The following is a 13,556-nucleotide window of genomic DNA, read 5'->3' as shown; positions in this document are numbered from 1 at the left end:
CGTGACCTCAGGCGAGACCGACCGCGCGCAACGCCACGGGCACGCTCGCCACGACCTCGACCGACGAGAGGTCGTCCAGGGGAACCCACCGAGCGTCGGACGTCGACCCGCCCACGTCATGCACGACGGGGTGGGTCGGCCTGGCGCACCGGGCCGTGTGCAGCACCCGCACCGCGTGGTAGTCCTCCAGCCCTCGCGCGGACCGGCCCACCCAGTGCTGGGTCATGACGTCGATCAGCCGGACGTCGTCGACGACCTGGCTGGTCTCCTCGGCCACCTCGCGCACGACCGCTTCGACCGGCGACTCGCCCGGGTCGACGCCGCCGCCGGGCAGGTTCCACCGGCCGGCAGCACCGGTTCGCGGGGCCAGTTGCGTGAGCAGCAGGCGCCCCTGCTCCACGACGACCGCGTACGCCGCCACCCGCTGGTGCGGCACGATGTGCACCCGCTCGGCGCGCGACAGCCCCGGCCCCTCGGGCCCTACCGGGTCGTTCACCGACCCACCCTCCAGGGGAACCACGGCATACCGGAAGGTCAGGTCGCCGAGCACCCCCTCGACCGCCTCGACCTGCGCGTCCCAGCCGCGGGCCCCCAGCCCCGCGACCGGGTCCTCCCCGTGGGCCAGGGCGAAGCTCACCACCTCGCGCCCCGCGTGCTCCCCGACGACGGTGATCACCGCGGGACCGCCCCGGCCCTGCGGTACTCACCGAGCGTCGACGTGATGACCCCGGGCCAGTCCTGGGCAGGTCGGGAGGCCAGCAGGTGAGCGCGCATCCGCTCGCGCAGCGCCCGGTCGCCGGCCAGGTGGGCCAGGGCGCCGGCCAGGGCGGCGTCGCTGTCGGCCAGCAGGCCGCTCACCCCGTCCTGAACGACGTCGTCGGTGCCGGTGCCGCGCCGGGCGAGGATCGGCAGCCCCGCAGCCTGCGCCTCGAGCGCGGCGATGCCGAACGCCTCGAGCAGCGCCGCGCTGAGGTAGAGGTCCGCGCCCTGGTGCAGGGCCCTCAGCTCGGCCTTGGTCACCCGGCCGGGCAGGTCGACCCAGTCGAGCCCGAGGGTGCGCAGCCGGTGCTCCATGACCCGACGCTGCGGCCCCTCACCGACGATCGTCGCGCGCAGGTCGACCGCTGGGTCGAGCACGCAGCGGGCCTGCTCGAGCACCCGCAGCATCGCGAGGGGGCGCTTTCGCGACACCAACCGCATCGCGGAGACGACGTGCACGGAGCCGTCGTGGGGCGCGGATGCCGTGGCGTCGCCACCCGGGTGCCACCACGCGGCATCCACGCCGTTGGGCACTACCTCGACGCGGGCTCCGCGAGCGGCGTCGGACACCCGCTGGGCAGCCATCGACGACACGGCGCTGAGTGCCACGCCGCGTCCGGCCCAGCGGGCAAGGTGCCCGATCGCCCGGAACACCACGGCGGACCGCTCCAGGACGCAGTGGAACGTGGCCGCGACCGGCAGGCCGACGTCCAGCGCGACCGGCACGAGGTCGGTCGCGAAGGGGCTCACGACGCCCAGGTGCGCGTGCGCGACGTCGAACCCCCCGGCATCCAGCCGACGGCGGATCTCCGGCGGGGCGAACGGGTTGACGGGGATGCCGCCCGGCACTCCCCACGCGTGCCGGTGCACCGTGACGCCGTCGTCACCGCGTTCGGTCGCGCCGCCGCGCTCGCCGTCGGGCCCGGGGGTGGCCGTGAAGACCTCGACCTCGTGTCCGGCGGCCACGAGGTGGCGGGAGAGGTCGCGGACCTGGCTCTCGATGCCGCCGAGGCGCGGCGGGTAGCAGTCAGAGAGCATGGCGACCTTCACGAGCGGACAGCCTGCCATGCGCGAGGATGGGCGGCGATGTCTGCAACGATCGTGGCGTTCCACGCCCACCCCGACGACGAGGCCCTGCTGACGGCCGGCACGATGGCGCGCCTGGCCAGCGCGGGCCACCGCGTCGTCCTCGTGCTCGCCACCGACGGCGGGGCCGGGCTGGCAGCGGCCGAGCTGCGCGCCGACGGGCAGCTCGGCGGCCTGCGCCTGAACGAGGCGCGGCAGTCGGCGCAGGCGCTCGGGGTGGCCCGCGTCGAGTGGCTCGGCTACGCCGACAGCGGCAGCGGGCCGCAGCCGGAACCCGACGTGCCGGGGCAGGTGCGCTTCACCCGCGCCCCGCTCGAGGAGGCCGCCGAGCGACTCGCGGCGATCCTGCGCACCGAACGCGCGGACCTGCTCATCTCCTACGACGCCAACGGCGGCTACGGCCATCGCGACCACGTGCGGGTGCACGAGGTGGGCGCACGGGCTGCCGTGATCGCCGGCACCCCCCGCGTGCTCGAGGCCACGGTGCCGCGCGACACGATCGCCCGGGCCATCCGCGCGGTCGCTCGGGTCTACCGGTTCCCGGCCGAGTTCGACCCGACGTCGTTCGAGCGGGCCTTCACCGCCCGCGCCGACATCACCCACCGCATCGACGTGCGCAAGCACATCGTGGCCAAGCGGTCGTCGATGCGCGCCCACGCCTCGCAGGCGACCGGTGGTGGTGCGGCCGCGGTCGGCGAGGGTGGCCAGACCGGCGACCGGACCCTGGCCGCGTTCCTGCGCATTCCGCGGCCTCTCTACGATGTCGTCTTCGGCCGGGAGTGGTTCCGCGACCCCGCCCTGCCCGGCGGGGGGCCCATCCACACCCAGATCTTCGAGGGAGACGCGTGAACCCGCACGCACGCAAGGTGCTCCAGGGTGTGGTCGGGATCGGCCTCGCCGTGGCTCTGTTGTGGTGGGGCCTGCCCTACTTCGCCAAGACGACGTGGCACGACATCGGCACGGTCATCTCCTCGGTCCCCGTCAGCCACGCCATCGGCTTCCAGGTGCTCATGCTCGCCGGGCTGTGGTGCTACACCTTCACCATCACCGGTTCGCTGCCGGGGCTGACCCACAGCAAGGCACTGGTCGTCAACCTGTGCGGGTCATCGGTCTCCAACCTCCTCCCCGGTGGTGGCGCCGTCGGCCTCGCCGCCACGTACGCGATCTGTCGCTCGTGGGGGTTCTCCCGCCGCGCGACCTCGACCTCGGTCGTCGTCACCGGGGTCTGGAACGTCCTGGCCCGCATCGCCCTGCCCGTGATCGCGATCGCCGTCCTGTGGTTCAGCGGCGTCAGCCTGCCCGGGGCCCTCACCGACCTCGCCGTGGCCGGGATGCTCACGGGTCTGGCGATCCTCACGGCCCTGGTGTCGATCATCGCGAGCGAGCGGGCCGCTCAGGCCATCGGTCGCGGGTTGGATGCCGTGATCGGCCCGTTGGTGAGGCGCCGGCGCCCGGAGTCCACGATGCGGATCTCCGACCTCGTGACCGACCTGCGCGGCCGGATCAAGCACGTCGTGGGACACGCTTGGTGGTCGATGACCCTGGGGATGATCGGGTTCTTCGCCGCCTACTACGTGCTCTTCGTGCTCATCATGCGCAGCACCGGGGTGACGCTGCCCCTGAACCTGCTCTTCGCGGCCTACGCGATCGGCCGGTTGCTCACCACGATCGGCATCACCCCGGGTGGGTTGGGGGTCACCGAGGTCGCGACCTCGGTCGTGCTCGTCGGCTGGGGCGCCGATCCCGGTGGTGCCGCGGCCGGGCTCGTGCTCTTCTCGCTGTTCACCCACCTCATGGAGGTGCCGCTCGGGGCGCTGGGCTGGCTGCTGTGGACCCTCAGCCCGAAGACCGAGCCCCCTGCCGAGGGCGAGGAGCCGCTCTACGCCTGAGCGGTGCCCTCGCGCAGGAAGACCATCGCCATCGGCGTCTGCTGCGAGCCCTGACCGAGCGGGTTGTCGGCGAACATCTCCTCGAACCGGGTCCAGTCACCCGGCACGTCGGAGCCGAGGACGTTGCGGCCGATGTCGTTGGCGTCCATGATCACCGTGCCGCCGAAGGTCGAGCGCCACGGCTCGGGGACCCGCTCGCGGATCGCGGCACTGAGGCGCGCCGCCACGGCATCCGGGTCCTTCGGGGCCAGCTTCGCCGAGACGTTCGACGGGTAGGCGGAGTACTCCGTCGGTCCGTCGATGGCGTTGATCTGGTTGCCGACGAGCTCGTAGAACAGGCCCTTGCGCCCGATGACCTTGCCGATGGCGCCACCGGCCGAGGCGTAGAGCACCCGCGGCAGGCCGGCCTCCTGGATGGCGAGCTGCATGGTGAACGGGCTGCCGAGGCCGATTCCGGCGGGGGTGCGGGTCACATAGCGCGACAGCACGCGGGCCGGTCGACCGACCTTGATGTCCCAGACGAAGTAGGAGCGGCCCTGCGTGATCGCGACGACCTTCTCGGACAGGAAGAACCACCACGGTCCACGCGTCGCGGCCTCGTGGTCGGGGCCGGCGGCGGGCAGCCCGGCGAAGAAGGCGTCGATGTGCTCGAGCACGCGCGCGTCGAGGTCGTCGTCGCGGCTGAACAGCTCGGTGCGCACCGGGTAGCGGCGCACGTCCTCACCGAGGGAGGTCAGGAGGTCGAGGTTCTGCCCCTCGTTGGCCTCGTAGTCGGTCTTGACCCGGGCCGGCGCGGCGGTGACGTCGTCAGGATCCTCGTGCTCGTCGATGAACTCGCGCATCCACAGCTCGAGGTTGATCAGGCGCCAGAAGGTCATCGTGTCGACGTCGTTCGCGCCCTTGATCCAGCCCTCGAACGCCGCGATGACCTCTGTCTGGTTGACGTACGGCCGGTTGGCGAAGGACTCGCTGAGGAAGATGTTGTAGAAGTGGTTCTTCAGCCGCATGAACCACTCGCCCTGGGGGGTGGTGAAGCCGATCTTGTTGCGGCGCCGGTTGATCGACTCGGGGAGCAGGCCGCGGGTCGCGTCGCGCAGCACCCGCTTGTTCCAGCCGTCCTTGATGATCGCCTCGTCGGACAGGCTGAAGATGAACTTCAGCACCTCCTTGTCGAGGAACGGCACGCGCCCCTCGAGGGAGAAGCGCATCGTGTTCTTGTCCTCGTAGCGCAGCAGGCTCGGCAGCGAGTTGTGGAACAGGTCCTCGACGAGGCGCTTCTTGAGGTTGGCACCCTCGGAGCTGTAGCGCTCGTCGCGGTGGGCGGCGACGAACTCCCGGTTGAGCAGCTGGGTCGTCGGGATCGACTTCTTGAACTTGACCTTGGCCTTGAGCTTGAAGCGGCCCAGCCGGTAGAGCACGTCGAGGCTCTTCGCGAGCTCGGCGGCCGCGAGGGTGGCGCCCTGGGCGCGCAGCTGACGTAGGTAGACGAAGTAGTACGGGATGTAGCCGGCCATCATCTCGTCGGCGCCCTGCCCGTCGAGCAGGACGGTGACGTGCTTCGTGGCCTCGCGCATCACCTGGTACTGCGCGTACGGCCCCGAGGAGATGATCGGCTCCTCCTGGGTGCGGATGAAGTCGAGCAGGTCGGCCTTGAACTCATCGGCCGTCGGCAGGATCTTGTGCGCCTCGACGTGCCCCGTGCAGATGTCGAGCACTTCGTCGACGTACTTCTCCTCGTCGTTGATCGACCCGGGGAAGATCGCCGAGAAGGTGTTCTGCCGGGCGCCGACCGCACTGAGGGAGAGCGAGTCACCCTCGTTCAGCAGCTGGTTGATGATGACGGCGACCGCACTGGAGTCCAGACCACCGGACAGGCTGGTGCCGACGGGCACCTCGGACTGCAGGCGCAGCCGCACCGACTCCACGAGGCGGCGCTTGTACTCGGCGGCCGCGGCCTCGTCGTAGGGGCGCTGCACGGAGGCGAGCTCGAGCAGCTCCTCCTTCAGCCGGGTGAACATGCGACGTCGGATGCCGTTCGCGTCGGCTTCCAGCATCTCGCCCGGCGCGAGGCGCTCGATGCCCTCGAAGAAGGTCTCGGTGCCGTCCTCGTGGGCGCGGAAACGCAGGTAGCGGTAGACCGAGCGGTCGTTGACCCGCTTCTCGTAGAGGCCGCTCGCGAGGATCGGCTTGATCTCGCTGGAGAACAGCAGCGCCTCGCCCTCCCCGCTCGCGTTCGGGACCATGGCGACGTAGAGCGGCTTGATGCCGAAGTGGTCGCGGGCCAGGGTCAGCCGCTGCTCGTGGCGGTCCCAGATGGCCAGGCCGAACATGCCGTTGAACCGGTCGAACGCGTCGGCGCCCCACTGCGCGAAGGCCTGGAGGACGACCTCGGTGTCCGAGTCGGTCGTGAAGGTACGACCGAGCGCCTCGAGCTCGCCGCGCAGGTCGAGGTAGTTGTAGACCTCGCCGTTGTAGGCGATCGCGTACCGACCGTCGGCGGTGTCCATCGGCTGCTGGCCGTGGGCGATGTCGATGATCGACAGCCGCCGGTGCGCCAGGCCGCAGGGCCCGTCGACGCAGATCCCGTCCCCGTCGGGGCCTCGGTGCTGCTGGTGTGCGTTCATGCGCTGGAGCAGCGCGGGGTCGGCGGGGAGCCCGTGGTATCCGGCGATGCCACACATGCGTCTGGTCGGTCCTCACGTATCGGGGCTGGCGGTGGTGCCCACCCAGCCTGCCACGGATGCCGCCCGCGTCCGATTCCATCGGCTCGCCCGGGGTGAGCCGGGGCGTTGCATCAGGGCAGGTGGGAGTCCAACCAGGCGACGAGGTCGGCCGTGACCTCGTCACGGTTGGTCTCGTTGAAGATCTCGTGGCGGGCGCCCGGGTAGAGCGTGCAGGTGACGTCGAGAACCCCCACGGAGGTGTACTGCTCGGCCACGGCGCGCGGGCCCTTTCCGCCGTCGCCCACGGGGTCCTTGTCGCCGGCGATGAGCAGGATGGGCAGGTCACGGCGCACCCGCGCGACCTGCCGACGGTCGTTGATCACCTGGATCCCGCCGAAGAGGTCGACGAAGAAGCCGGAGGTGAAGGTGCGACCGCAGTACGTGTCGTCGACGTAGGCGTCGACCTCGGCGTCATCGCGCGAGAGCCAGTCGAACCCGGTGCGGTTGGGCTTGAAGGCCGCGTTGAACTGGCCGAAGGTCAGCTTGTCGAGCAGCGCGCTCACGTGGCGGGGGCCTCGCACCCGCTTCTCCAGCCGGGCCACACCGAGGCCGATCTTGCCGAGCGGGCCGGGGTCGCCGCCCGTGCCCGAGAGCACGAGGCCGGCGAGGTCCCGACTGTCCTCGATGACGTAGGTGCGCGAGAGGAAGGAGCCCATCGAGTGCCCGAGGAGGAAGACCGGTAGTCCGGGGTTCTCCTCCTGGGCGAAGCGGGTGACGGCGCGCATGTCCGCGACGACGGCGTCCCACCCGTTCTCGTCGGCGAAGTACCCGTGGTCGATCTCGCTCGCCGTCGAGCCGTGCCCGCGGTGGTCGTGCGCGTAGACGGCGTAGCCGTGTTCGGTGAGGGCCTGCGCCAGCCGGGCGTAGCGGGCCGAGTGCTCGGCCATGCCGTGGGCGATCTGGACGACGGCCTTGGGCGCACCGTCCGGCACCCACCGGTTCGTGTGCAGGGCGGTCCCGTCGCTCGCCGTGACCGTGGTCGTCGTGCTCTGCATCGGTGCCGCCTTTGGTTACCTGTGAGTATGCCGGGGACAGCCTGCCATGTCGCGGGCCTGCGGGGCAGTGACCCACACCTCAGCGGGACGGCCCATCACCTCGGCGGCAGTCGACGCAGACGGCGAGCCGCGGTGGGACTGGTGGCACGTCGGAGGTGGCGGGACCCTGCACCGTTGGGCACGGCGCGGCCACCGGCAGGATCGGCCGGTGGCCGGGCCAGCGCTCACCCCTCCTGCCTCACCAGCGACCCGGCGAGGAGCCCTGAGAACCATCGTGGTGCTCGGGTGGGGGTCACGGCATCCAACGAATCCGCGGAATTGCCCATCTCCCAGGCCTCAGAGCTTGCCGACGATCCAGGTGCCGTAGGTCGTGGTGAGGGTGGAGTTGCCGTAGCTGGTGTGGATCGCTGCACTGCGGGTGGGGTCCTTGTGGGGCGCATCGCAGGCCCAGTCGCCCTTGGAGCAGTACGAGACGATGCGCGACCCCAGACCGCTCATCTGCCCCGCTCCACGGTCGATGAGCACCCCGCCACCGATGCCGGTCCCCCGGTTGTGCGACTCGTAGGGGCGCCGCACCGGGTCACCCGTGAGGTAGACCGCGGCGATGCGGCTCTTGGCGCCGCTGGTCAGCTTGTTCGGGTTGCTGTTCGACGTGACGTCGCCGACCACGTGCGCGCCCTGCGAGTAGCCGATGAGCACGGTCCTGGAGGATGGGCACAACGTGGCGAGCCGGTTGAGCTCTGCGGCCAGCCGGGCCTTGCCGGTGTCCAGGCTGGAGAAGTACGCGAGCCCACCGAAGCCGATGGCGGCCGGGTACTTCAGCCCGACCGTGCGCACCGACTTCGAGGTCCCACTGGCGACCTTTCCCGCGACCCCGGACATCAGGCCGAGGCCACCGGAGGAGTACACGTTCGTCGTTCCACCGGTGCCGGCGGCCTCGTTCGACCCGCGCGTGACGATCGTGATGACGTTGGCGCAGGTGAGCGTGGAGTTGGTGGCGGATGCCGGAACGGCGGCGGCCTGGGTCGCGACCGCCGCGGCGACGACGGCGGTGGCGGCCAGGACGCGACGCCTCGTGCTGGTGACCTTCATGGTGCTCTCCTTCGAACGACCGGCGCCGGCCCGGTGTCGGGCAGTCATCACGGTGCGCCGCCCATCGGGCCGGCGCGGGGCCAGCGTCGCCGGGCGCGGCCCGCCCCGGCATCCCACGAAACCGCAGAAACAGCCTCTTGGATCCAACGAAAGCGCGGAAGTCGCTCGGATTGACGCGCTGTGGCCCCGGACGGCCCTGAGCACCCTGCGTCGTGGTGGAGGATGCAGGGGACGAACGAACGCACAGAACTGCGGGGAGGTGAGCGATGACCGTCATGACCGATGCCCAGACGGGCACCGACGCGGCGACCCTGCCACGGGCCGAACGTGCCATCGGCCTCTTCGTGGCCGGCCTGCGCCTCGCCACCCTCGCCCAGATGCTCCCGTCCCTGGTGGCTGCTCTCGACCAGGGCGAGCACCGGGCCCTCACCGCGGTGACGTGGGCAGTCGCCAGCGTGATGGCGCTGGCCACCGCAGCCGTGTGCGTGGTGCGACGCCGGCCGCCGGGCACCGCGTGGGCGTGCCTCGACACCGCCGTCGCCGTCGGCCTCATCCTCGTCGGACTCGTCACGGTGCCGGTCGAGCTGCGCACGGGCAGCTGGATCGGCTTCCAGAGCGCCTACTCGCTCTCGGTCGCCGGCTCGCTCGTCGGGGTGCGCGACGTGCGCATCTGGGGGGCACTGATCGGTGCCCTGGTGGCCGCCCGCGCCGTGTACGTGCTGCCGATCATCTCCACGGCTGCTGACGTGCCTACGGTCGTCGGCGAGCTGTTCACCATGCTCGGCCTCGCACCACTGGCCTGGTTCGGTGTCGGCACCGTGCTGCGCATCGCGCAGGATGCCGACGAGTCCAGGGCGTACGCGGCCCGCCTCGCCCGTGAGGACGAGGAACGCAAGGCTCGGGCCGCGATCCACAACGGCACGGCGCTGATGAAGATCCTGGTCGACCAGGGCGCGCTCGGCGCCGTCGACAGCCGCACGCCCTCGCAGGTCTGGGTCCAGGCCGCCACCGAGCTCAACCGCATGCGCGCCTACCTCGCCGGAGGCCCGGGGCAGGCCGGCGACGAACCCCACGACCTCGCCGAGCTCGTCGAGAACATCGCGACGGAGTTCGCCGACCTGCCCCTCGACGTCGTCCCGGACCTCGCCCGGGGAACCACGCTGGGCTCGGAGGCGACCGATGTCGCGACCGCGCTGCGCAGCATCCTCATCAACGTGCGCCAGCACGCCAACGCGACCCGGGTCGTGCTGCACGCCGAGGAGCTCGAGGACACCCCCGGCTGGGCGGTCACCGTGCACGACGACGGGGTCGGCTTCGACACCCGTGAGACGACCTACGGAGTCGGCATCCGCACCCTGACCCTCGACCAACTGAGCCCGCACGGAATCGAGACCACGATCGACAGCGTCCCCGGAGTGGGCACCACCGTCACCCTGACCAGAGAGGGTGACCGGTGACCGACCCCGAGCAGAGTTCCGACGTCCGGTTCAGCCTCGTCGACGACGCCACCGCCGTGCGCGAGTCGCTGTCGGTGCTGCTGCCCGACCTCACCTTCGTCTCCAGCCACCCCAGCCTCGAGGACTTCCTCGCCGCGGCCCCGCGCGCCGACGTCGTCATCCTCGACCTGCACCTGGTCAACCTGCGCCAGCCCGACGCCGCGCAGGGCGTGGCTGCCATCCACGCCGCCGTGGATGCCGGGTACCGCGTCTGCGTCTACACCCAGGAGGAGCGCCGCTTCGTGCTGGCCTCGTGCCTCGCGGCCGGTGCGACCGGGGTGGTGTCGAAGTCGTCAACCCTGGCCGAGACGCGCACGGCGTTCCTCGCCGTGTCGCGCGGCGAGCTCGTGGCACCGCCGAGTGTCACCGGGCTCATCGAGGCGCTCGTGCGCCGTGGGCGGGTCACGGTGCTCAACAAGCGCCAACGCGAGGTGCTGGCCGGGCGGGCCCGTGGGCTCACGTACGCCGAACTGAGCCGGACGTTGTACCTGTCGGAGTCGACGCTGCGCGGCTACTGGCGCGACCTCTCGGGGGTGGTGTCGAGCTACCTGCAGGACTCCTCGCCCGGTGACATCGAACGAGCCCTGGGCCTTGGCCCCGGCGACCTCGTCGACCACTGGCCGACGCGCTCAGCAGCCGACGACCTCGACTGAGTCTGAGTTCCGACCGGCGCGGTCGCGCAGCGGTCGTCTGAGCCGTCGAGAGTAGGCGAATCGCCGTGTGGCAGGACTGCCACACGGCGATTCGCCTACTCTCCACTGGGGCTACTCCCACTCGATGGTGCCCGGCGGCTTGGACGTGATGTCCAGGACCACCCGGTTGACCTCGCGCACCTCGTTGGTGATGCGGGTCGAGATCTTGGCCAGCACCTCGTAGGGAACACGGGTCCAGTCAGCGGTCATCGCGTCCTCGGACGACACCGGGCGCAGCACGATCGGGTGACCGTAGGTGCGCCCGTCGCCCTGCACCCCGACCGAGCGGACATCACCGAGCAGGACGACGGGGCACTGCCAGATCGAGCGGTCCAGGCCCGCCGCGGTCAGCTCCTCGCGGGCGATGAGGTCGGCCGCACGCAGGATGTCCAGGCGCTCACCGGTGACCTCGCCGACGATGCGGATGCCGAGGCCCGGGCCGGGGAACGGCTGGCGCCAGACGATGGCCTCCGGAACCCCCAGTTCCAGACCGACCTGACGGACCTCGTCCTTGAACAGCAGCCGCAGCGGCTCGACGAGCTTGAACTGCAGGTCGTCAGGCAGGCCGCCGACGTTGTGGTGCGACTTGATGTTGGCCGTGCCCGTGCCGCCGCCGGACTCCACGACGTCGGGGTACAGGGTGCCCTGCACGAGGAACTCGACGGGGTGGTCGTCCGAGCCTGCGTGCGAACCGACGACGTCTCGTGCGGCCTGCTCGAAGACCCGGATGAACTCACGACCGATGATCTTGCGCTTCTCCTCGGGGTCGGACACCCCGGCCAGGGCCGTGAGGAAGCGCTCCTTGGCGTCGACGACGACGAGGTCGACCCCCGTGGCTGCGACGAAGTCCTGCTCGACCTGCTCGGCCTCACCCGAGCGCAGCAGCCCGTGGTCGACGAACACGCAGGTCAGCTGGTTGCCGACGGCCCGCTGGACCAAGGCTGCGGCCACCGACGAGTCGACGCCACCGGACAGGCCGCAGATGACGCGCGCGTCACCGATCTGCTCCCGCACCGACGCCACGAGGTCGTCGACGACGTTCGCAGCCGTCCACTCCCCCGTGAGACCGGCGCCGCGCAGCAGGAAGTTCTCGAGCACCTGCTGGCCGAACGTCGAGTGGAGCACCTCGGGGTGCCACTGCACCCCGTAGAGGCGACGCTCGTCGTCCTCGAAGCCCGCGACGGGCGCCCCTGAGGTCGTGGCCGTCACCGTCATCCCCTCCGGTGCGGCCGACACGGAGTCGCCGTGGCTCATCCACACCGACTGCTCGACGGGCTGGCCGTTGAACAGCGTGGACGTGCTGTCGAGGATCGTGGCGGGGGTCGCCCCGAACTCGGAGAGCCCCGTGCGCTCCACCGTGCCGCCGAGCGCCTGGGCCATCGCCTGGAAGCCGTAGCACATGCCGAAGACCGGCACCCCGGCCTGCAGCAGCGCCGGGTCCAGGCTCGGTGCGCCGTCCTCGTAGACCGACATCGGCCCGCCGGAGAGGATCACGGCGGCCGGGTCCTTGGCCAGCATCTCGGCCACGGGCATCGAGTGCGGCACGACCTCGCTGAAGCAGTTGGCCTCACGCACCCGTCGGGCGATGAGCTGGGCGTACTGCGCCCCGAAGTCGACGACGAGCACCGGACGGTCGGCAAGGTGGGTGCTCTCGGGCTGCGTGCTGGGGGTCTCGCTCACCCGCACAGGTTACTGGCGCGCCGCCGCCAGTTCGGACTCGACCTGTCCGGCGACGCGGCGCTCGACCCAGAACGACAGGAAGGGCACGCAGCCGGCCAGCATGACGAGCACCATCTTCGTCAGCGACCAGCCGACCTTGAACCCGAGCAGGGCGGTGGCGACGAGGTAGACCATGTAGATGAAGCCGTGCGGCTGGGGCCACCAGTACAGCGGGTTGTCCTCACCCTTGAGCCCGAAGCCGTAGGACAGCACCATCTCCACGACGAGCACGAGCAGACCGACGCCGACGATGAAGGCCATCACCTTGAAGAAGGTCAGCCGCGAGCGGGCCCCCTCGACGTCGTCGATGGTGTGGGTGCGGGAGTCAGGCGTCGTCACGGGACCCAGTATCTCCCGGCGCCTCGAGCCGCTCTTCACGGCGGGTCTCCTCACGCACCATCCGGAACCACACCCAGAGAGCGAACAGCGCGAAGACCCACCACTGCACGGCATACGCGGCGTTGCGCCACTGGATGCTCGTGTCCGGCAGCGGCGTCGGCACCCTGGTCGGCTGGTCGGCAGCCTGCGGGGTCTCGGACTCCAGGAAGACGAAGGCGTTGTACAGCTCTCCCGGCCAGGTGTTGACGAGCAGGGACAGGTCCACCGACCCGATCTCCCCCGCGGCCACCGGCACGGAGGACGGCGACTCCCCGGGCGCCAACCCACCCGCGATGGTGAGGGAGCCTGACGCGGGCGCCCCGGCATCCGCCGGGTCTGTGACGAATCCGCGCACGACCGGAAGCGTCGCCCCCGAGCCCTCGACGACGAAGGGCGTGAGCACCCACGACCCGGCCACGCCGTCGAGGCGCCGATCCGGCACGAGCAGCTGACCCTCGGGTGCGTAGCTGCCCTGCGCCGTCACCGGGCGCGAGGACAGGTCACCGCGAAACGGCGCGTGGGGCTCCAGCACCGAGGTCAGCGCGGTCGGCTCCTGGGCACGGGCCGCCTCGACGGCCTCGCGGTACGAGCGGCTCTCGGCGACCCCGAGCTGCCAGCGGCCGAGGAAGGCGAAGGCGATCCCCACGACCACCACGAGACCGAGGAGGCCGAGAAACCGAGGCCGAAGGGCGGTCCGCAACACGCCATCGAGGCTACGTCACCGCGG

General features: G+C 71.0%; 12 protein-coding genes. 4 read left to right on the top strand and 8 right to left on the bottom strand.

Annotated features, from left to right (window positions below; translation table 11 throughout):
* Positions 1–7 precede the first annotated feature (7 nt).
* Positions 8–676 carry an NUDIX hydrolase gene (locus C8E84_RS15635; protein ID WP_159903583.1) on the bottom strand — a complete coding sequence of 223 codons (669 nt, stop codon included), beginning with the start codon at positions 674–676 and terminating at the stop codon, positions 8–10.
* Positions 673–1,809, bottom strand: coding sequence for a glycosyltransferase (locus C8E84_RS15630; protein ID WP_246196979.1), 1,137 nt, complete (start codon positions 1,807–1,809; stop codon positions 673–675). Before C8E84_RS15630 ends, C8E84_RS15635 begins: the two co-directional genes overlap by 4 nt.
* A gap of 36 nt (positions 1,810–1,845) precedes the next feature.
* On the opposite strand from C8E84_RS15630, the gene C8E84_RS15625 reads away from it, so the two are divergent.
* Together C8E84_RS15625 and C8E84_RS15620 are read left to right on the top strand one after the other, a co-directional pair.
* Positions 1,846–2,694, top strand: coding sequence for a PIG-L deacetylase family protein (locus C8E84_RS15625; RefSeq protein ID WP_159903579.1), 849 nt, complete (start codon positions 1,846–1,848; stop codon positions 2,692–2,694).
* Complete coding sequence (locus C8E84_RS15620) at positions 2,691–3,734, top strand: lysylphosphatidylglycerol synthase transmembrane domain-containing protein (RefSeq protein WP_159903577.1); 1,044 nt, start codon at positions 2,691–2,693, stop codon at positions 3,732–3,734. Before C8E84_RS15625 ends, C8E84_RS15620 begins: the two co-directional genes overlap by 4 nt.
* Here the strand turns inward: C8E84_RS15620 and asnB are convergent.
* From asnB to C8E84_RS15605, 3 genes are all read right to left on the bottom strand, one after another.
* A complete protein-coding gene (gene asnB, locus C8E84_RS15615) occupies positions 3,725–6,415 on the bottom strand; it encodes an asparagine synthase (glutamine-hydrolyzing) (RefSeq protein ID WP_159903575.1) in 2,691 nt (896 codons plus the stop codon). The genes C8E84_RS15620 and asnB overlap by 10 nt on opposite strands.
* A gap of 113 nt (positions 6,416–6,528) precedes the next feature.
* Positions 6,529–7,452, bottom strand: a complete 924-nt coding sequence (locus C8E84_RS15610) for an alpha/beta hydrolase (RefSeq protein ID WP_159903573.1) — start codon at positions 7,450–7,452, stop codon at positions 6,529–6,531.
* A gap of 336 nt (positions 7,453–7,788) precedes the next feature.
* Entirely contained in the window at positions 7,789–8,544 is a 756-nt protein-coding gene (locus C8E84_RS15605) for a cutinase family protein (RefSeq protein ID WP_159903571.1), read from the bottom strand.
* Positions 8,545–8,819: 275 nt separating this feature from the next.
* On the opposite strand from C8E84_RS15605, the gene C8E84_RS15600 reads away from it, so the two are divergent.
* Positions 8,820–10,001: a sensor histidine kinase gene (locus C8E84_RS15600; RefSeq protein WP_159903569.1), complete on the top strand. Its 1,182-nt coding sequence runs from the start codon at positions 8,820–8,822 to the stop codon at positions 9,999–10,001.
* Positions 9,998–10,693, top strand: coding sequence for a helix-turn-helix domain-containing protein (locus C8E84_RS15595; protein ID WP_159903567.1), 696 nt, complete (start codon positions 9,998–10,000; stop codon positions 10,691–10,693). The genes C8E84_RS15600 and C8E84_RS15595 overlap by 4 nt, the downstream gene beginning before the upstream one ends.
* A gap of 111 nt (positions 10,694–10,804) precedes the next feature.
* On the opposite strand, the gene guaA is transcribed toward C8E84_RS15595, so the two are convergent.
* The 3 genes from guaA to C8E84_RS15580 are packed head-to-tail and all read right to left on the bottom strand — an operon-like array spanning position 10,805 to position 13,532.
* Entirely contained in the window at positions 10,805–12,418 is a 1,614-nt protein-coding gene (guaA, locus tag C8E84_RS15590) for a glutamine-hydrolyzing GMP synthase (protein WP_425495959.1), read from the bottom strand.
* 3 nt (positions 12,419–12,421) lie between these two features.
* The gene (locus tag C8E84_RS15585) at positions 12,422–12,790 is read right to left on the bottom strand and encodes a DUF3817 domain-containing protein (protein ID WP_170296251.1); all 369 of its coding nucleotides are present in this window, start codon (positions 12,788–12,790) and stop codon (positions 12,422–12,424) included.
* Positions 12,777–13,532, bottom strand: a complete 756-nt coding sequence (locus tag C8E84_RS15580) for an SURF1 family protein (RefSeq protein ID WP_159903561.1) — start codon at positions 13,530–13,532, stop codon at positions 12,777–12,779. Before C8E84_RS15580 ends, C8E84_RS15585 begins: the two co-directional genes overlap by 14 nt.
* Positions 13,533–13,556 lie beyond the last annotated feature (24 nt).

The sequence above is a fragment of the Ornithinibacter aureus genome (genome assembly GCF_009858245.1).
GTDB classification, from domain to species: Bacteria; Actinomycetota; Actinomycetes; order Actinomycetales; family Dermatophilaceae; genus Fodinibacter; species Fodinibacter aureus.
This window is presented reverse-complemented; position numbering and strand designations above follow the sequence as displayed.

What these genes read in the sequence shown, in the direction of transcription:
- C8E84_RS15610 (WP_159903573.1), bottom strand. Translation starts at nt 7,452, where the DNA reads ATGCAGAGCACGACGACCACGGTCACGGCGAGCGACGGGACCGCCCTG.
- C8E84_RS15600 (WP_159903569.1), top strand. Translation starts at nt 8,820, where the DNA reads ATGACCGATGCCCAGACGGGCACCGACGCGGCGACCCTGCCACGGGCC.
- C8E84_RS15625 (WP_159903579.1), top strand. Translation starts at nt 1,846, where the DNA reads ATGTCTGCAACGATCGTGGCGTTCCACGCCCACCCCGACGACGAGGCC.
- C8E84_RS15605 (WP_159903571.1), bottom strand. Translation starts at nt 8,544, where the DNA reads ATGAAGGTCACCAGCACGAGGCGTCGCGTCCTGGCCGCCACCGCCGTC.
- asnB (WP_159903575.1), bottom strand. Translation starts at nt 6,415, where the DNA reads ATGTGTGGCATCGCCGGATACCACGGGCTCCCCGCCGACCCCGCGCTG.